The sequence below is a fragment of the Bacillus cereus group sp. BfR-BA-01349 genome, from assembly GCF_022663795.1.
Taxonomy (GTDB): domain Bacteria; phylum Bacillota; class Bacilli; order Bacillales; family Bacillaceae_G; genus Bacillus_A; species Bacillus_A cereus.
Window position 1 is genome coordinate 1 of record NZ_JAKUGE010000024.1, and the last position, 18,800, is coordinate 18,800.

Here is an 18,800-nt window from a genome sequence, read left to right on the forward strand (position 1 = left end):
CTTTTATTTTATCTTTTGAAGAAAATTTAGCCATAAAAAATGCACCTCCAATTGTTAGTTATGTGTCTAACAATTGGGGTGCACTTCATTTTTAAGTTAGTCTTTTCCCCTTAATTAGAGTTAAGTTCTACTTTCTCTAACCCTTCAGCCAATTGTTTCTTATCTAGTCCTTCTCCTATTACTACTAAGTTTGTCGGGAAACCGAAGTCTTGTTCTAATAAAGTTGGTACTCCGAACGAATATTGGAATAGGTGAGGGTATTTATCTCCACGGAATTTCACAAAACCTTTCACTCGATAAATACTATCTGGTAAATTCGAAAGCCATTCATATAATTTGTCTTGATCAATCGGTTTCGTAAATTGATATGTCATCGTTTGTATATGTAAATGCTGTTTGACATGTAGTGTCTCATGTTCCTCATCATTTGGAAATTCTGCTTCTTCTATATCTTTTAAAGATATATTACAATACTTTGTCTCATACATTTTCGCATGATCATTTATTGCCTTTACTTCTTCAAATACTGTGTTCTTATCTTCATCTGTTAGTAAATCTGCTTTATTAACAAGAATGTGACTACCAAATTTCAGTTGCTCATGCAATAGCTGTTGTACATTTGCACTTAATATACTTCGGTTTAACCACCTTACTGCATCTAAAACGACTACAATTGATTTCACTTCCAGAAAAGGAGCTAAAATTGGCGAGACACACGCGTCTAACACTTCAATTGGATGCGCAACACCTGTCGTTTCTATATAAATTACATCTGGTCTTTCTTGTTGGTATAACGAATGTAATTGTATTTCAAGCTCTTCTTTTAACGTACAACAAATACATCCTTTAAGAAGTTCTCTTAAAACATTCTCTTTTCCAATAATATCTGTATCTACTGAGTATTCACCAATTTCATTCATTAATACTGCAACTTTTCTATTCTTCTTTTTCTCTGCTAACAATAAATTTTGTAATAATGTTGATTTTCCACTACCTAAAAAACCACCTAATATATGAATCTCCACTTTATTCATTCAACCGACCATCCATTTCTTTACTTCAAATGTATTCAAAGCGTAATAATTACGATTTATACTTATTATTTTATTAAAAGAATGACCATTTGTAAATATAAGAGATTCACTGTTCATTTACTTCATATGCAACTCTAACTCCAGACTCAATTGCCCCTTGCATCCACCCATGTGTTAATGTCGTATGCTCTCCTGCAAAGTGTACTTTTCCAGATGGTGGTGTAATATACGGAAATAACTCGAGCTCTTGGCCTGGTTCGAAAGCTGTAAATGCACCGCAAGAATACGGATTTTTACTCCAGCTAAAAGATGTTCCAGTGACAAACTCACTATAGACGATGTCACCGTATATTTCCGCTAAATTTTTTAATGCGTAACGAATACGATCTCTTTGCGGGAGACTATCCCATGTTAACGCCTCATCTGCCCACGTATAACTTGCTATAACGATAGCTGGTCCTGGAGTATGAATGCCATAACTCGGATAGTATGTAAAACGTATCGGTAAATCAGTAATAGATTTACCTCCACACTGTCCCGCTTTCTCCCAAAATCTACTTTTAAACTCTATTGCAATTTTAGTTGCAGCAATATAATTTAATTCACGAATTGCTCTTTTTTTAAAATAAGAGAATAAATAGTATGGCTGAACTTCTACAAACCTTAACGCTGAAAATGGAATGGTAATAATAGCAAAATCACTTGTTATTGTAAATTGCTCTAACGTTTGTTCATGATTTCCTTGTAACATTACTTTATTATCTTCTTGTATAATTTTATCAACCTTATACTGCATTAAAATATGTTCCCTTAATTGTGGTAAGAATGCATTCGATAATTTATCCATTCCACCAGTTATTTCATAATATTTCGTTGTTGAAGTAAAGAAAATCATTTCACGTAATACTTCAATTAAGGACATTCCCATATAAGCTTCCATATCAAGAAGTACCCCAATCATATCTATTGCACCATCTGAATAATACTCCATTAAAAATGAACCAAGCGAATACGTTTTATACTTTTTTTCAACGATAAGCCAGTTTTTATCAGGATCCTTCTTAATATAATTTAGTATTGGTTCTAATACCTCAATCATTAGCTCTTCTGCCGTTTTTCCTCTTTCTTTATCCAAAACCGGATATTCAAGTACACTTGGATCATTTTCAAACACATTCAATCTCGTTTGAATGTTATTCGTATAAATGATATCTGCAAAAGTTTTATTTATAAAAAGGTTTAAAGGTAGTTTAAATTTATGAATATACGCTAAGGTTAACTTATGGGTGTCAGGGATTCTCATCGGTCCCGCATTAAAATATAAACCCACACTAAATGGTTCCCGAATCGTATACACTCTGCCACCTATTCTGTTATTTGCTTCTATAATCGTTACTTCGTGCCCAGCCTCTTTTAATAAAGAACCTGCAACTAATCCAGAAATCCCTGCACCTGCAATCGTAATCCGTTTTGGGTTATTCTTTTTAACAAGCCCTGCATGAATAATATGAAACATTTCTTCCATTGTTAATGGGTTCCCCATACCATTTCCCCTTTTACAAAGGATTTTACTGAATTATATTCGGTTCACTGAATTCCTATGTTTTGTTCGCAGATTTGTACGGATACATTTTCAAATACTTGAATATCTTTTATAAAATGTAATAAACTAGATATGACTCTATAGAAGTAAGACGTATTATCTTACATAACAAAACCAATGAAATTGCGAGGAATTTTGAAATGAAAAAAGGTATTAACCGTGTTGTATTAGTAGGAACAGGAGCAGTTGGATGTAGTTATGCTTACTGCATGATTAACCAAGCCGTAGCTGAAGAATTTGTTTTAGTCGATGTAAATGAAGCAAAAGCTGAAGGGGAAGCAATGGATTTAAGTCATGCTGTTCCATTCGCCCCAGCTCCAACTAGAGTATGGAAAGGCAGCTACGAAGATTGTAAAGATGCTGACCTTGTAGTTATTACAGCTGGATTACCACAAAAGCCAGGCGAAACACGTTTAGATTTAGTTGAGAAAAACGCCAAAATCTTTAAACAAATCGTTCGCAGTATTATGGATAGCGGATTTGATGGCATCTTCTTAATCGCAACAAACCCTGTAGATATTTTAACTTACGTAACTTGGAAAGAATCTGGTTTACCGAAAGAACGTGTAATCGGTTCTGGTACAACGCTTGATTCTGCTCGTTTCCGCTATATGTTAGGTGAGTACTTCAATATTGGTCCACACAACATTCACGCTTATATTATCGGAGAACACGGCGATACTGAACTTCCAGTTTGGAGCCATGTTTCCGTTGGTATCCAAAAACTACAAACATTGCTTGAAAAAGACAACACGTATAATCAAGAAGATTTAGACAAAATTTTCATAAACGTCCGTGATGCAGCTTACCATATTATTGAGCGTAAAGGCGCAACTTATTATGGTATCGGTATGTCACTTCTACGTGTTACAAAAGCAATTTTAAACGACGAAAATAGTGTATTAACTGTATCAGCTTACTTAGAAGGTCAATACGGTCAAAAAGATGTTTATATCGGGGTACCTGCTGTTTTAAATCGCGGCGGTGTTCGTGAAATTTTAGAGGTTGAATTAAGTGAAGATGAAGAATTAAAATTCGACCACTCTGTTCAAGTATTGAAAGAAACAATGGCTCCGGTTCTTTAATGAAAATAAAAAAGCAATCCAATTTATTTTGGATTGCTTTTTTATTTTCATTATCTCCTATGACTTTTTAGTGATTTTCTATCATTTCTTATTTTTTAGTCTCATCCTCATTATTTATATCAAGTACATCTAATAAAAAGATAAAGATTGGTATCCCGATAATAAGCCCCCATATTCCGAGGAAATGCTCTGAGAAGATAAGAATCATAAATGTGTAGAATATTGGTAAATTTGTTTTTGCAGACATAAACTTCGGATTTAAAAAATAACTTTCAAGAGCATGGATTACTGTTATGAATACGAGTATGTATACTACGTACATAACTCCGCCTACGTTGTAAGCAATGATACAAAGTGGAAACAAAGAAATAATCACACCTGCAACAGGAATCAACCCTAGTAAGAAAATCATAACAGCTAATACAAGTAGCTGTGGAAATCCTAAAACGATTAATGCAATAACAGTAAGAATACAATTTACAACGGCAATTAAAAACTGAGCTTCAATTACTTTGCCGAACGATCTTGCAAATCTTTCACCAAAATATGCAATTTCTTCATAAAAGATTTTTAACTTACTATCTTTAAACTTTGATGTAAATGTAATAATACGCTCTTTTTCTAATAAGAAAAATAAGCTTAAAATTAGAGATAATAATATTTGTAAACTTACCTTCCCTATATTTGCTATTGATTGATATATGACGTCTACACCTTGTTCTATATATTTTGATACTTCCATCCCATTAATTGTCGAAAGTGCATATTTAACGATTTCATTATCAGGTGGATTTTGAAAAAATAGTTTAAATTGATAAATTAATTGTGAAATTTGTATCGTCAGCACAGGTAAATATTTATATAACGTTGTGCCTATAAAGGAAACTAGTATTATATATAAACATGCAATAACAATTTTCCGGTTTACTTTCAATTTTCTTGAAATAAAACGTTGAAATCGATCCATTAAAAACGTCAGTATAAACGTAATTAATATTAAATTAATCATACTTTTTAATGCGTATAATACAAGCGCTACTATTATTAAAACGAGAAACCGTTGAAACCCTCTACTTCGAAAAAAACTCTTTACTTCATTCATTAAGAATTAACCTCCCCCTTCAATGGATGGAAATTGAATATATTACATTTTATGAACTCCTATAGACAATCTTTCTTACTAATTGAGAAGAATCCTTTTTTTCTTTTCATATTGTTAGATTCGTTTAACTAGAATCCACCAACATATTTCGGTGGATTCCAGTTATTTTTCATATAATCTTTTATAAACTAGGTAATTTTCTATTTTTAGACTGCTGTTCATACGCATATCCAATATTGAAAAGCTCTTTTTCACCAAACTGTTTCCCTACAAGCACTACACCGATTGGTTCTCCATTTTTATCATATCCAGCAGGAACCGCTAATTCCGGATAACCAGCTACAGCTGATAGAAGAACTTCATCGTTATTAATCATAACTAGAGCATCCAAACCTTTTTCTACTAAATACCTATCTAGCTCTTTTCTTGCATTTTCTTGACTCGTTTGCACTACGTTTTCAAACTCTTCTTTCGTTATAACAGATTTTTCAGACCCTTCAATTAATGTTTGTCCGTATTTTATTCGTCTTTTACTATCCTTTTTATTAAACCCTATAATCTCTTCTAACGATTTTACCGGTACATTCTTTTGCTGTGAAAGATAGTCGTTTACATTATGCTTGAACTCATATTCTAATGTTTGCAAATTATCTACACCCTCAGTACTTAACTGGATATTATCCGTTAATATCGCACCTGCATCTTGAAGGTCTTTTCTAATTTTTTCTGCTACTACTTTTCTATTTTCATCTTGTTGGTCTACAGAAAAAAGAAGCCCTATCTTTTTCCCTTTTAATCCATTTATTGATAAATCCTTTGTATAATCAATTCTTTCTTTATCTTTCATTTTTTCTGTCATAACATCTTTTTCGTCATAACCTATCATTGCATTAAATAACGTTGCTGCATCTTTTACTGTTCTTGCTATAGGTCCTGCTGTATCAAGAGTTTCAGCTAATGGAATAATTCCTGTTCTACTTACCATACCTAAAGATGGACGTAACCCAACTACTGATTGCTGCGCCGCTGGTGCAACAATCGATCCCGTCGTTTCTGTTCCAATTGCAAGCGGCGCAAAATCTGCTGCAACTACTGTAGCAGATCCTGAACTTGATCCTGAAGTATCGAATGTAATCGGACCGTACGGGTTTAAATTTTGTCCTTTCTTCCCGCTATACCCGCTTGGCATTGTAAAAGATAAATAGTTCGCCCACTCAGACATATTCGCTTTTCCTAAAACAAATGCTCCTTCTTCTTTCAACTGCTTCACAATTGTTGCGTCTTGATCTGCAATCCAATCTTTTAATACATAAGTTCCTGCACTAGTCGGCATCACTTTTTCCGTCTGTACATTATCTTTTACAACGACAGGAATACCATATAAATTCGAATTTTTGTTTCTATCCCGCTCTTGATCTAACTTTCTTGCTTCTTCCATCGCATTAGGATTTATCTCTGTAACAGAATTTAATGTTATTCCATTTTGATCATGTTCTTGTATTCTAAAGAGATAAATACTCGTTAATTCTTCATATGACAACTTTCCATTATCAATCATTTTTTGAAGCTCATCTACAGTCGCATTTACGACTTCTTTTTCTTTTATCTTTACATTTTCTATATTGATTCCTTTAAGCTGATTATGTATCGGTTGTAGCACTCTTTCTTTATCATATACAATACGCTCAGGTTCCTTTGGAAAATAATTTTTATACACGTAATATCCACCGGCACACGCTAATAAGACAATGCCTCCAGTGATAGACAGCGTTACCTTTACCCATTTCTTCATGTTGCTTCCTCCACTCTATAAGATGCTTAGCTATACAAAAAAGAGAGTTACCTTTTACTTAACTCTCTCCAATCAAAATGCTAAATGAAAAAATGAAAGATTTCAATCTAATTACTTCTTTTTTTGCATTTGCTTTGCTAACATTTCTTTCACTTGATTATACGTTAATCCTGAATTTTTATTTAAACGCTTTACTTCCTCAACATCAGTACCTACCACTGTATATTTTTTCTCATCATTCATTTTTCTAATTCCCTTCTCACCGTATTATTTCTTATATTTCTTCCCTAAATGCGCATAAATTAACACCACTACAAAAAAGGAAGCTGTTTTTAAGCACAGCTTCCTTCTCGTTACATATTGTATTTCTTAATAAAATTTCACTACATCTTCAGTAGGCAAGAACGTTCTTTCTGCTGGTTGTTCGTTTGGTTCACCAAATGGCATTTGACCTACTAAGCTCCACTCTGCCGGAATGTTCCAAGTTTCTTTCACTTCAGCATCTACGATTGGGTTGTAATGTTGTAATGACGCCCCAATTCCTTCAGCAGATAATAGCATCCACACAGTATGTTGTAACATCGCATTTCCTTGATGAGACCAGAATGGGAACTGATCTTTATATAATGGTGCATTTTCTTGCATTTTTTCTACAGTTGCTTGATCTTCAAAGAATAGAACTGTTCCTACACCTGCATGAAAACCTTTTAATCTTTCTACAGTCGCTTCAAAGTTTTCTGCTGGTACACGGGCTCTTAGTGTTTCTTTAACGATATCCCAAAACTTTTCATGCTCTCCATCCATTAATACAACCATACGACCACTTTGCATATTGAAAGATGTTGGTGCGTGTAAAGCTGTTTTTAACACTTCTTCAATTCTTTCTTTCGTAATTACATCGTTTTTTGCTACTTTACGAATTGAACGGCGGTTCACGATTGCTTCTTTTAAGTTTGTTGTAGTTGCTGACATTTTAATTCCTCCAAATGTTTGTTTTATAATTTATTTTGTTATTTCATAACAAGCGAATTAGCAATATCCATCGGTATTACATTGCATACCTTCAAATGAATTTGTTTTATCCTTTTCAATTTCTTTATCAATGACCCTTTCTAGTGTTTCTTTACTAGCAAGCCCTTGAATGACTTCATCTCCAATCATGACAGTTGGAACAGCCATAATATTCGCTTCATCATATGCGTGTTGAATTGCTTCTTGATGCTTTTCTTTATATTTACGAGTTACTAAAGCATCTTTAAATTCCGCCTCAGGAAGTCCTACTTCTACCGCTAATTTTGTTAACACATCAATATCTTCAATGTTTTGCTCTTCTTGGAAAAATGCTGTGAATACGCGGTGATGATACTCATTACCTAGTCCACGTTCTTTCGCAAATTGACATCCTTCGAAAGCTAAATGTGTATATGGATGTGGTGAAACACGTGGCAAGCGCATATCAATTCCTAACTTCTTCGCTGTCGGAAGAATGAAAGCATCCCATGAACCTAATTTTTCTGGCTCATTCCATGGATCTATTTTTGCATATGGACTTGGACGTAATTCAAATGGCATCCATTCAATCTCTACATCTTTCTCTTTCGCTACCTCATCTAATGGACCTTTTGCTAAAAAACAAAACGGACATATAAAATCTGAGTATACTTTCATTTTTACAGTCATAACTTTTACACCTTACCTTTACAGTTGTAATCGAATCAGTTACATTAATGATAAAAAAATATAAATATGATTTAAGCATTCATTTTTTCTTGCAAAGTTTCAAACAACTGCCCCATCGTAATATTTCTCAAAACTTCTTCCATCGCGGATTGTGCTTGAATTAAAATAATTTCTAACACCGCTTGAATATTCGCCCCAATTGGACAATCTGGATTCGGTTGCTCGTGAATATGAAATAGCTTGTCTTCTTCGACTACATTCACTGCATGATACACATCTAACAATGTGATTTCATGTAAATCCTTTAGTAATCCCGCGCCACCCGGTCCACGATTTACGTAAACAAAGCCAGCTTGTTTCAAGTACGACATGATTTTACGAATGACTACTGGATTTGTATTGACACTCTCAGCCATATAGTCTGAAGTACAAAGTGAAGATGGATTGTTTTTCAAAATAGATAAAATATGAACAGCTATGGAAAAGCGGCTACTAATTTTCATCGTAATCACCACCTCGTTGTAATCATTATAGTTACAACTAAAAAATAAGTCAATCCTTTTCATAAATTTTTTATAAGTAAATTAAAAAGTGTCCCATTATGATATATGAGACACCTCTTTTTATTCTGCAAATAGCGATTGAAATTCTTCAATAAATAGCTGCACAGCGATTGAAGAATCCTTTAATGAAGGAACAGCTAAAGCAATTTCTCTCCATACTTGTGGTTCCAATTCTCTCGTTTGCACATTTTTTGGTAAATTCGTTAAAGATAATTCAGCTAATATTGCAATGCCTAATCCTTCTTGAATCATATTTAAAGCTGTAGTAACTGTCGAAATTACATACTCAGCCCGAAGTGGTACGTTTGCTTGTTTAAACATATCAATAATAGGTGGTTCGTATCCGCCCTTACATAATATGATCGGTTCATTCTCTAAATCACTAATTGTAATAGAGTCCTTCTTACAGAGAGGATGATCCTCTCTTAAGATAGCAACCATTTTCCCCTTCGTTAATGGAACAATCTCCATATCTTTATTAGGCAAAATAACAATTCCTATATCAATAACCCTCGATACTAACCAATCTTCAACTTCTTTAATCGTTCCTTCACAAAGAACTACTTCTAAGCTCGGATACTTCTCCTTAAAAAGGTTTATCATTTTGGGTAAGAAATGTGCAGAAGCACTCGGAAAACTACCAATTCGAATCGTCCCAACTTCGTGTCCTTTCTCCATCGCAACTTCTTGTTCAATCTTCTCTACACCGTTCAAAATCTCTCTAATATGTACAAGAATCCTGTTTCCTACATCCGTAACGAGGAGCCCTTTTCGTTTATCACGTATAAGAATAGTAACGCCTAACTCTGACTCAATACTTGAAATCGCATGACTAACAGCTGGCTGCGTCATATTTAATACCCTGGCGGCCTTCGTAAAACTACCTAACTCAACAGTTTTTATTAATACTTGCAGTTGTGTAATGGTCATAACTAATCACTTATACTCCTTATAAAAAAGATTCATTTTATTTATTACAGTCGATATCATATCATAGTGAAATGAATAACAACAAGGAGGTCTTTCAGTGACACAGCTTTCTCGAACTAAGACGGCCATAATCCTTACCTTTCTCGTTTTCATGTGGGGAATCAATTGGCCTTTATCAAAGTTTGCCCTGCATTATACACCACCTGTTTTATTTGCAGGCGTTCGAACTTTAATTGGAGGATTCATTTTACTCCTGTTCGCATTACCGAAATACAAAGAGTTACATTTAAAAGAAACGTGGCATTTATACGTTATTTCTTCTTTACTTAACATCATTATATTTTACGGGTTACAAACTGTCGGCCTTCAATATATGCCTGCTGGGTTATTTTCCGCCATTGTATTTCTACAACCAGTTTTACTCGGTATTTTCTCGTGGATATGGCTTGAAGAATCAATGTACGGCTTGAAAATTTTTGGGCTTGTTCTCGGATTTATTGGTATAGGTGTTATTAGCTCAAGCAGTTTAACAGGACATATTTCTATTATTGGAATCCTTCTCGCGTTAGGATGCGCTATCGGCTGGGCACTTGGCACAGTATTTATTAAGAAGACTGGTCACCGTGTTAATGCCATTTGGATGGTAACACTTCAGCTTATTATTGGTGGACTTTGCTTAATTGGATTTGGTTCAGAATTTGAAAGCTGGTCTAGTATCGCTTGGAGTATACCATTTGTTAGCGTACTTCTCTTTATTTCATTCTTTGTTATTGCAATGGGGTGGCTTGCATACTTCACACTTGTTGGAGCTGGTGAAGCAAGTAAAGTTGGGGCTTATACATTCCTCATTCCACTAATTGCTATTATTGTAAGTTCAATTTTCTTACATGAGGCCATTACCATTAGCTTATTCATCGCCTGTCCATTCAACAATTTCTCCATCTTTATATTGTTGATATGCGTCCCAAGCTATTTTTTTCTCTTTATCAGGATTTTTAGCGACGAAAGTAAATCGCTGGAACTGACCGGGTAAAATCCCTTCTCCTGTTGCTTCCCATACTACAGTTTTAACTTTTCCAGCTGTATCTTTTTGCTCCTCAACTTTCCATCCTGGCACTGGTTCATACTGCTGGAACTCTACTCCAGACGGTATTTTCAGTGTAACTTTTGTTGTTGCTACATTTTTTCCAACTGGTACTTTTATCGTATATGTCTCCCAAGAACCAACGTCAGAAGTTGCTGGTTTTACAGTGACGTGCGCACTAACAGGTAACGAAAACATTCCCATTGCAATAATTGTTGCGATCATTGTTGTTCCTAATTTTTTTATACGTTTCATTTTCTATTAGCTCCTTTTCATACATAGCTTCTTTTTATCTGCCACCGACAATAAATTTAAAATCTGTATCGAAACTATCAAGAGATTTTGTTAATCCATGAACATGTATATTCCAGTTTCCTGTCATATTAATATACATACCTTCTGCTTCATATTCTCCTGGTGAAACTACTGAAACTTTAAATGAACCTTTTCCCATGTTCATATCTAATGATTGAGTCGTCAATATCATTTGTTCCATATCAGTAACAGGCTGTCCCTTTTCATCCTTTAGTGTAATATGGAATTTATTTTGTCCTACCTTATTCGGACTTACATTTAGCGTAAGTTCATATCCATTATCTAATTGCTTACTCTCTGTAAAAGGTCCAGTAGGAGGCATCGGTGGTGTTTGTACGTTTGTCATAAAAGCTACGATTACGAAAATGATAATTCCAATGACAAACTCTACTTTCACCGTAGCTCCTAATCCTTGCTGCGCTCGCATTCTCCCTTTCATATAATGAATAATTCCCAATATCCCCATGAAAATGAATAAAAGTATCTTTGTTAATAAAGCCAATCCATACTTCGTATCAAATAACGAGTGGATTGTTGGAATAAAAAATGTACTGTTAAAGAGGCCTGTTATTAAAATCACGATGACAGCACCTGTTGCCCACGGTGAAAAACGCTTAATCATATCCCAATACATATGCCACTTGTTATCCTCTTTACGTAAAAGAAGAATAATAGATGATAAACCACCAACCCATAATGAAGCTGCTAATAAATGTAGAAAATCCATAACGACAGCAATGTCTTTAAACTTTAAACCGTATGCGTGACTATTAAAGGCCTTCATAACAAGTAACCCTATAAACAATAGTATTGGAATACTCCATACTTTAAACGACGAAAACTTCTCATGCTTCACCGCAAAATACGTAACAATTATAAGCGTACTAATGAGAACCATTTGAGTAATCCATACATAACCAAAAACAGAAAGCTGTAATGTTTCTTTTAATAGTAAAGGATTGAATGCTTCTATCCATGAAACATCAGCATTTATTTTCGCTTGCAGTGGTAGATTGAATAACAAGCTAATCAATATCCCAAATAAAGAGATCCATATTATGTTCTTACTCCTTGATCGAACCGAGGTTGCATTGCCTTTATACATAATAAGATTAAAGAATAGCACTCCTATAAATAGTGAGAAACTTGTATATAAAATTCCACGTTCCATAATCATATCGATTTGTGGGACGTAACCCATCTCTTCCACTTGTATATCGTCTGTTTCCGCTTCCGCTAATCCAACCCGGAACGGGATAACTCCTTGAATTGGATGTCCATCAGCTGAAATAGCTTTCCACTGAATAGAGTAAAGACCATTTTTGAGATTGTCTTTTAATCCAGCTTCTAATAGCTTTTTATTTTTTTTATCAATATGAGCATCTTTTAAATCAACCCTTTTACCTGATGTATCTCTCACGTACAATGTATTAAAACTTGAAACTTGTATGTCCTCATCGAATTCGATTTTTACAACAGATGGTGCTTTCTTCAATGTTTCATTTTCAGTAGGGTTTGATTTCACAACGTACGCATGAGCAGATGCACTTTGCGGTATCAATATGATAAGCACACACACAAGTAATAACCATGTCCCTAATCTTCTCATTACTTTCACACTCATTTCACTTCTTTCTTCCTCATCGCTCTATTTTCATTACTTTAACTTCCGAAGTTTGATTCTCGGGCGAAATATTAACCTGATTAAATATAAACTTCTATAAAGTATAACTCTTATTTCTCTTCCACCTCTAAACTTCTAATATAATAGTAACTATCACTATAGATACAACTTACATTTTTAAAGTCGATTGTTATTATATCATAAAATATATTTATGTAAGTTATCAAAGAAGAAAAGTTATCGTGAATCATTTGTGAAGAAAATGTGAAATGCATAAATAAAAAGGTGTTACGTAATAACGTAACACCTTTTTAAAAATATCCTTCTTCTATTGCTCTTCCGGATAATCACAATACTCGATAATCGTTCCTTCTGTATCCGCTGGGTTAAGATATATTAATCTTCTACCGTGCTTATTAATCCGAAGTGTATGCTCTAACGTTCGAATTCCTTGTTCTTTCAATTCCTCTAAAGCCACATCTAAATCATCTACTCGATACGCAACGTGATGAACACCTTTACCTTTTTGTTTAATAAAACGGGCAATTGGAGATGTCGTATTATTCGTCGGTGCAAGTAATTCTATTCTATCTCCATCCACTTCAAGAATGGCTACTTCGCTTTCCACACCAGGAGCTTCACTTACGTAACGATCTATTAAAGTTCCTAGTAACACATTTTCATAAAAACGTATCGTACTATCTATATCTCGAACTGCGATTCCGATATGATCAATTGTTTTTTTCATTTTATTTCCCCTACTACTTTATTTTTTCTCATTATTAATAGTAACAAAAAAAGCTATAGAAACAAGTCTATAACTTTTTTTTATTTAACCTATTTTCTTATCCGCTCTAGTTGCTGGTTGAACTTGGTTTTTCACTTTTAAAATGCTAATGCCATATCCGATAAATCCACCGATAATCGCTGGGAAGATCCAGCCTAATCCTACTTCCTGCATCGGAAGGAATTTAGTGAACACTTGGCTTACTACTTCAATGTTAACTCCAGCTGCACTTAATCCATCAAATAAGCTGATGATAAATGTTACGATTAAGCTTACTTGATAAACTTCAGCTCTTCCTTTAAATAATGAATGGAAGAATGTTAAGAAAATCAATGCGATTGCTAGTGGATAAATTGCTGTTAATACTGGAACAGAAACTGCGATCAATTGTGTTAATCCTACGTTTGCAACAATTGCACTAAATACACATAGCGTAATTGCAATTGCTTTGTAAGGAACATTTGGGAATAACTTATGGAAGAATGAAGAACATGCTGATACAAGTCCCACACTAGTTGTTAAACAAGCTACTGTAATCATTAATCCTAATAATACTCCGCCATATGATCCGAAATAGTAGTTAGAAACTTTCGCTAATACTTCTCCGCCGTTCTCTAAATGTCCAAGCTTTGCAACACTTGAAGCACCCATATAAGAAAGTGCTGTATAGATAATTGCTAAAATAGATGCTGCAATAATTGTCGCTTTTGCACAAACGACCATAATTTGTGTTTTCGTTTTCGCACCTTTTTCTTTAATAGCATTGATAATGATAATCCCGAATACAAATGATGCTAGCGTATCCATCGTTAAGTATCCTTCTTGGAATCCTTTAAAGAATGCATGTGATGTATAAGCTTCCACTGGTGCTTGCATATCTCCAATCGGATGTATAAAAGCAACGATTACTAAAATACCGATGAAAGTCAACTTAATTGGCGTTAAGATTTTTCCAACAATATCGACAATTTTCGCGGGATTTAGCGAAAAAAAACAAGTGATACTAAAGAATATAATTGTGAAAAGAATTAAAGGTGTAGAACCTACTCCTTCTGGCATAAACGGCTTAAGACCAATTTCATAAGAAACATTTCCTGTTCTTGGTATTGCAAATAACGGACCAATCGCTAAGTATAAAACTGTTGTAAACACAATCCCAAACACTGGGTGAGCACGACTAGCTAACGACTGCAAATCATCTTTACCTGAAAAACCAAATGCTAGTACACCTAGTAATGGTAATCCAACACCAGTTACTAAAAATCCAGCGTTAGCAATCCATACATTCTCTCCAGCTGATTGACCAAGCATCGCTGGAAAAATTAAATTTCCCGCTCCAAAAAATAGTGCAAATAACATTAATCCAATAACTACTATGAACGAAAACGGTACTTTATTCGCCATAATATAACCCCCATTCAAGTTTCCTTATCTCATTTTCCAATTTTAACTAATTGAATTTTCTGAATATTTAATTTAAGTATCAACTATTCTTGAATTCATTATAGTTTGCTATATAATATTTTGCAATACTATTTTCGAACTTTTCTTTTATTTTATAAATATACATTTTTTAACATAAAAAATAGACTAAAAATCCAACATAGTCATCCATGTTGGTTTTTCCATTTACTATCATGAATTAAAATTTTGCTGCTACTTTTTTAACGTTTTCTAGACCTTCTTCAACAATTTGTTGTGAACGATCTGGATATTGATTGTGTCCTTCAATTACAACTGTCTCTGGATTTGTAATTCCCCAGAATCCAAGTACAGTTGTTACGTAATTAACTGCCATTTCCATAGGAGCCATTTGCTCTGAAGAGTAATCTGAACCACGAGCACCTAACACAACTACTTTCTTACCACCAACTAAACCTTCTGGGCCATTTGCTGTATATTTAAACGTTTTTCCAGCTTGAGATAAGTATGAAATATATGTGATTAATGGTGCTGGTACTGTAAAGTTCCATAATGGGAATGCAAATACAACCTTATCAGCTTCTAAAAATTGATTTAAATATTGATCTACTGTAGCAACTGCCTTCTCTTCTTCAGCTGTTAACTCCATACCTTGGCTACGTTTATATCCACCTGAAATCGCAATATTTCCGTAATAAGGAAGATCTAATGCAAATAAATCTAATTCCGTAATTTCTGTATTTGGATTTGCTTCTTTATAAGTACTTACAAATGTTTCATACATTTTTGAACTAACTGCTTGCTCCGCTGGACGATCGTTTGCTTTTACAAATAATACTTTCGACATTTTTTTATTCCCCTCTACAGTCGTATTTTCTTCTTTTTTACCAAATAATGAGCTAAATAGTCCCATTTTCTTCACCTAATCTTTCTTTTCATATTCATTATTCATCATCATAAAAATTCTTATTCTAAGAAAAAGTTCCAATAGATACCTTAAGTTACGCCATTGCAACTTTTTGTTATTTAATTACCTTATGTAAGTGATTGTAATATAGTCACTTACTTTAGTCGAGTAACTTTTAATGAAAAATAAAATCTCGACTTAAAAATATTAAGCGAGATACAATTGAACACCAAATACATCTTTATTACTTGTATAATAAACTTAGAGAGGAAAATTCATATATAGAAAGGATTTATTCATGAGCACTATAGAAAAGATTCAAACTTTTATTATTCTTTTTGCTGTTACATGCGGCATCGTACTCGGACAATTTAATATGATACATACGTATTCAGACAAATTTATTGTCCCCTTCTTATTCTTCATGCTATATGGATTATTCCTCAGCATCCCATTAAAAGAAATAAAAAACGGATTTCGCAATTTAAAATTTGCTGGAACAAGTCTTACTATTAACTTCTTATGGACACCTTTACTCGCTTGGGGGTTAGGGGCACTATTTCTTTCCGATCATCCAGCACTTTGGGTTGGATTTATAATGTTAATGGTTACTCCATGTACAGATTGGTACTTAATCTTTACTGAAATAGCGAAAGGTAATGTAGCACTTTCTACTGCAATTTTACCTGTAAATTTAATTTTGCAAGTACTGCTCCTTCCCATTTATTTATTTTTATTTGCTGGTGTCATGAAAACTGTAGCGGTTTCTGTTTTAGTAGAAAGTATTGTTATCGTAATCGTCTTACCATTTATACTTGCACACGCTACAAAGTTCATTATGAATAAAATGAAAAAAGCTGAACCTCTCGAGAATAAACTCATTCCGTTTTTCAGCTCTGCTCAAATTGTATTTTTAAGTTTAGCAATAGTAGCGATGTTTGCATCACAAGGTAAATATTTACTACAAAATATGAATGTTGTTTTATTATTACTCGTTCCTGTTCTATTGTTCTTCATCATTAATTTTTTACTAGGACAATTTATCGGGCGCATGATGCATTTATCTTACAAAGATACAGTAAGTCTAAGCTTAACAACGTTAGCAAGAAACTCACCTGTTGCACTCGCTATCGCTGTGACCGCTTTTCCAGACGAACCTCTTATCGCACTTGCACTCGTTATTGGACCATTGATTGAGTTACCGGTACTAGCTTGTGTGTCACAAGTTTTGTTGCTTATTAAGAAAAAACGGCAATATGCATAATAAAAAACGTCCCATTTTGGGACGTTTTTTATTATGGAAAGATTACATACAACACTTACTTCTTATTTATCAATACAAATGAAATTACCGAAACTACAAACGTAATAATATCCATTATAAATCGATGGGCTCTAAAAATGTTATATGTTATAGAGAATTAACTTTTCGTTACATTAACAGATCCTTTCTAATTAAAAATGATAGGAAACGTAAATATAACGAAAGCTGCCCAAAGTCCGTATATTGGCAAATACTTCGTAACGGCATCTTGGATAGCTTTTGGTCCTGATTTATTTTGCAAGAAACGCATATAGGAAAACATAATCCAAATTAGATTTGCCCAGATCAGTATGTTTACACCTAAAACAGCTAGTCTATTAGGTGTAATCCCGTAAGAAGAAAGTCTAAATACGATGGCTGACAATGCAACAGTATCAATAATAAGTGCCAAAACAATTAAGGAAAAATTTATATAATCTGAAATGTTCTTTTTCTCGTCCGAGTCACTCTCAACGATAGAAAATATAGTAACAGCCAATACACCAAGCAGTATTCCGTTGAAGGCCATTAGGAAATTGCGATCCAAGAATGGATTTTTCCCGACCCAAATTACCGTTATAAGATAGATAAGCAAGGTGATCAGGACGAGAGGACTAAAAATTTTAGATATGTATGGTGTAATATTTTTAGCAAGCTTAAGATCCATTGATACTAAGTATGCAGTCACAATAGCGAGAGCGGCTGCTCCAAATAAAACAACATTACTAAAATAGAACTCTCCTATATCTAAGTCAACAAAGCTAAATAAACGCATGGTGAATACCGCTAGTATCATTCCGCTCACTGCCATGCTCCCGTAGAGAAGACAATATTCTAAATTAAATTTAATATAGGCTAATCTTGTACTGCCTTTTGAATATTCATTTCCTGTAAACGCAAGCCCTACTAAGACCCATAAAAATATAGGAAGATGTAAATAAGCAAGTATGGTACTGTCTTTATAATTTATTGGCAACGTATTAAGATACACCCCGGAAACTAGGAATAACGCTATAAGGGAATAAATAATACTTTTTTTCGGCTTATTATTGTAAACAAAATAAGCAGCAATAAAGGGAATTACACCAAAAGCCAAGTTTATTGGAGCAATTGCTTCCTGCTCAACAAAGTGGAAAATGATCCTGGTGCTTATGCCGGCCAGAATAGCTAAAAGGCCCATGAATAAGAAACCTTTTTGAAACAAAGATGTTTTTTCTTTATTTACTTTCTCCTTGAAATACAACCTTTCATACCAAGCACCTAGAATTTGAGAATCAGGGTTTTGGTCCCATGCTTGTGAGAATGCTTTTTTAAAAGCTTTCGGATCTTTTCTATACATCTTCTCCAACTCATGGGGGTTATCCATATTTTTAACAATCAAATTGTTACTGTTCATAGTTATACCTCCTCTAATTTTAAAATAAGGTTGTTACCTTTTAACAAAAGCACCTCACTCATTTATTATGATTTTGATTTTAATACAAAATTTATCGTTTTACAATAAAAAATTATTATTTAAAGGATTTTTTTAATCGTTAAATTTTATATCAAAGAAAAACAAAAGAGCAT

The 18,800-nt window shown here is 33.9% G+C and carries 17 protein-coding genes and 1 pseudogene; 3 read left to right on the plus strand and 15 right to left on the minus strand.

Going from position 1 to position 18,800, the window contains the following annotated elements; translation table 11 throughout:
• Positions 1-110: 110 nt before the first annotated feature.
• The gene (locus MR169_RS14685) at positions 111-1,034 is read right to left on the minus strand and encodes a CobW family GTP-binding protein (RefSeq protein WP_001044941.1); all 924 of its coding nucleotides are present in this window, start codon (positions 1,032-1,034) and stop codon (positions 111-113) included.
• Between the two features lie 106 nt (positions 1,035-1,140).
• Positions 1,141-2,577 carry a flavin monoamine oxidase family protein gene (locus tag MR169_RS14690; RefSeq protein ID WP_086392224.1) on the minus strand — a complete coding sequence of 479 codons (1,437 nt, stop codon included), beginning with the start codon at positions 2,575-2,577 and terminating at the stop codon, positions 1,141-1,143.
• Between the two features lie 200 nt (positions 2,578-2,777).
• Between MR169_RS14690 and MR169_RS14695 the strand changes: the two genes are divergently transcribed.
• A complete protein-coding gene (locus MR169_RS14695) occupies positions 2,778-3,722 on the plus strand; it encodes an L-lactate dehydrogenase (protein WP_000715326.1) in 945 nt (314 codons plus the stop codon).
• A gap of 88 nt (positions 3,723-3,810) precedes the next feature.
• On the opposite strand, the gene MR169_RS14700 is transcribed toward MR169_RS14695, so the two are convergent.
• The 7 genes from MR169_RS14700 to MR169_RS14725 all read right to left on the minus strand — a co-directional run bounded on the left by MR169_RS14700 (position 3,811) and on the right by MR169_RS14725 (position 9,789).
• A complete protein-coding gene (locus MR169_RS14700) occupies positions 3,811-4,824 on the minus strand; it encodes an AI-2E family transporter (RefSeq protein WP_001006598.1) in 1,014 nt (337 codons plus the stop codon).
• A 181-nt stretch (positions 4,825-5,005) separates the two neighbouring features.
• A complete protein-coding gene (locus MR169_RS14705) occupies positions 5,006-6,616 on the minus strand; it encodes an amidase family protein (protein WP_242319600.1) in 1,611 nt (536 codons plus the stop codon).
• 111 nt (positions 6,617-6,727) lie between these two features.
• The gene (locus MR169_RS28220) at positions 6,728-6,859 is read right to left on the minus strand and encodes a hypothetical protein (protein ID WP_000997344.1); all 132 of its coding nucleotides are present in this window, start codon (positions 6,857-6,859) and stop codon (positions 6,728-6,730) included.
• Between the two features lie 126 nt (positions 6,860-6,985).
• On the minus strand, positions 6,986-7,588 hold the full coding sequence (locus tag MR169_RS14710; protein WP_016117600.1) for a nitroreductase family protein: 603 nt from the start codon (positions 7,586-7,588) through the stop codon (positions 6,986-6,988).
• 57 nt (positions 7,589-7,645) lie between these two features.
• Positions 7,646-8,296 (minus strand): DsbA family oxidoreductase, encoded by a 651-nt coding sequence (locus MR169_RS14715; protein WP_016117599.1) that lies wholly within the window; start codon positions 8,294-8,296, stop codon positions 7,646-7,648.
• Positions 8,297-8,367: 71 nt separating this feature from the next.
• Complete coding sequence (locus MR169_RS14720; RefSeq protein ID WP_000704073.1) at positions 8,368-8,799, minus strand: Rrf2 family transcriptional regulator; 432 nt, start codon at positions 8,797-8,799, stop codon at positions 8,368-8,370.
• Between the two features lie 120 nt (positions 8,800-8,919).
• Positions 8,920-9,789: a LysR family transcriptional regulator gene (locus MR169_RS14725; RefSeq protein WP_016117598.1), complete on the minus strand. Its 870-nt coding sequence runs from the start codon at positions 9,787-9,789 to the stop codon at positions 8,920-8,922.
• A gap of 97 nt (positions 9,790-9,886) precedes the next feature.
• Between MR169_RS14725 and MR169_RS14730 the strand changes: the two genes are divergently transcribed.
• Entirely contained in the window at positions 9,887-10,822 is a 936-nt protein-coding gene (locus MR169_RS14730) for a DMT family transporter (RefSeq protein WP_347408023.1), read from the plus strand.
• On the opposite strand, the pseudogene MR169_RS14735 reads toward MR169_RS14730, so the two are convergent.
• From MR169_RS14735 to MR169_RS14755, 5 genes and pseudogenes are all read right to left on the minus strand, one after another.
• Positions 10,769-11,128: pseudogene (locus MR169_RS14735) on the minus strand (DUF1775 domain-containing protein); the annotation flags it as partial. The gene MR169_RS14730 and the pseudogene MR169_RS14735 overlap by 54 nt on opposite strands.
• A 34-nt stretch (positions 11,129-11,162) precedes the next feature.
• Positions 11,163-12,812 (minus strand): copper resistance CopC/CopD family protein, encoded by a 1,650-nt coding sequence (locus MR169_RS14740; RefSeq protein ID WP_103572896.1) that lies wholly within the window; start codon positions 12,810-12,812, stop codon positions 11,163-11,165.
• Positions 12,813-13,140: 328 nt separating this feature from the next.
• On the minus strand, positions 13,141-13,560 hold the full coding sequence (locus MR169_RS14745) for a VOC family protein (RefSeq protein WP_044795734.1): 420 nt from the start codon (positions 13,558-13,560) through the stop codon (positions 13,141-13,143).
• An 84-nt stretch (positions 13,561-13,644) separates the two neighbouring features.
• Positions 13,645-15,003: a branched-chain amino acid transport system II carrier protein gene (gene brnQ / locus MR169_RS14750; protein WP_242319601.1), complete on the minus strand. Its 1,359-nt coding sequence runs from the start codon at positions 15,001-15,003 to the stop codon at positions 13,645-13,647.
• 238 nt (positions 15,004-15,241) lie between these two features.
• The gene (locus tag MR169_RS14755) at positions 15,242-15,934 is read right to left on the minus strand and encodes an FMN-dependent NADH-azoreductase (RefSeq protein WP_000522529.1); all 693 of its coding nucleotides are present in this window, start codon (positions 15,932-15,934) and stop codon (positions 15,242-15,244) included.
• Between the two features lie 292 nt (positions 15,935-16,226).
• Between MR169_RS14755 and MR169_RS14760 the strand changes: the two genes are divergently transcribed.
• Positions 16,227-17,192 carry an arsenic resistance protein gene (locus MR169_RS14760; protein ID WP_044795731.1) on the plus strand — a complete coding sequence of 322 codons (966 nt, stop codon included), beginning with the start codon at positions 16,227-16,229 and terminating at the stop codon, positions 17,190-17,192.
• 187 nt (positions 17,193-17,379) lie between these two features.
• On the opposite strand, the gene MR169_RS14765 is transcribed toward MR169_RS14760, so the two are convergent.
• Positions 17,380-18,627, minus strand: coding sequence for a DUF4153 domain-containing protein (locus MR169_RS14765; protein WP_242319602.1), 1,248 nt, complete (start codon positions 18,625-18,627; stop codon positions 17,380-17,382).
• Positions 18,628-18,800: the final 173 nt, after the last annotated feature.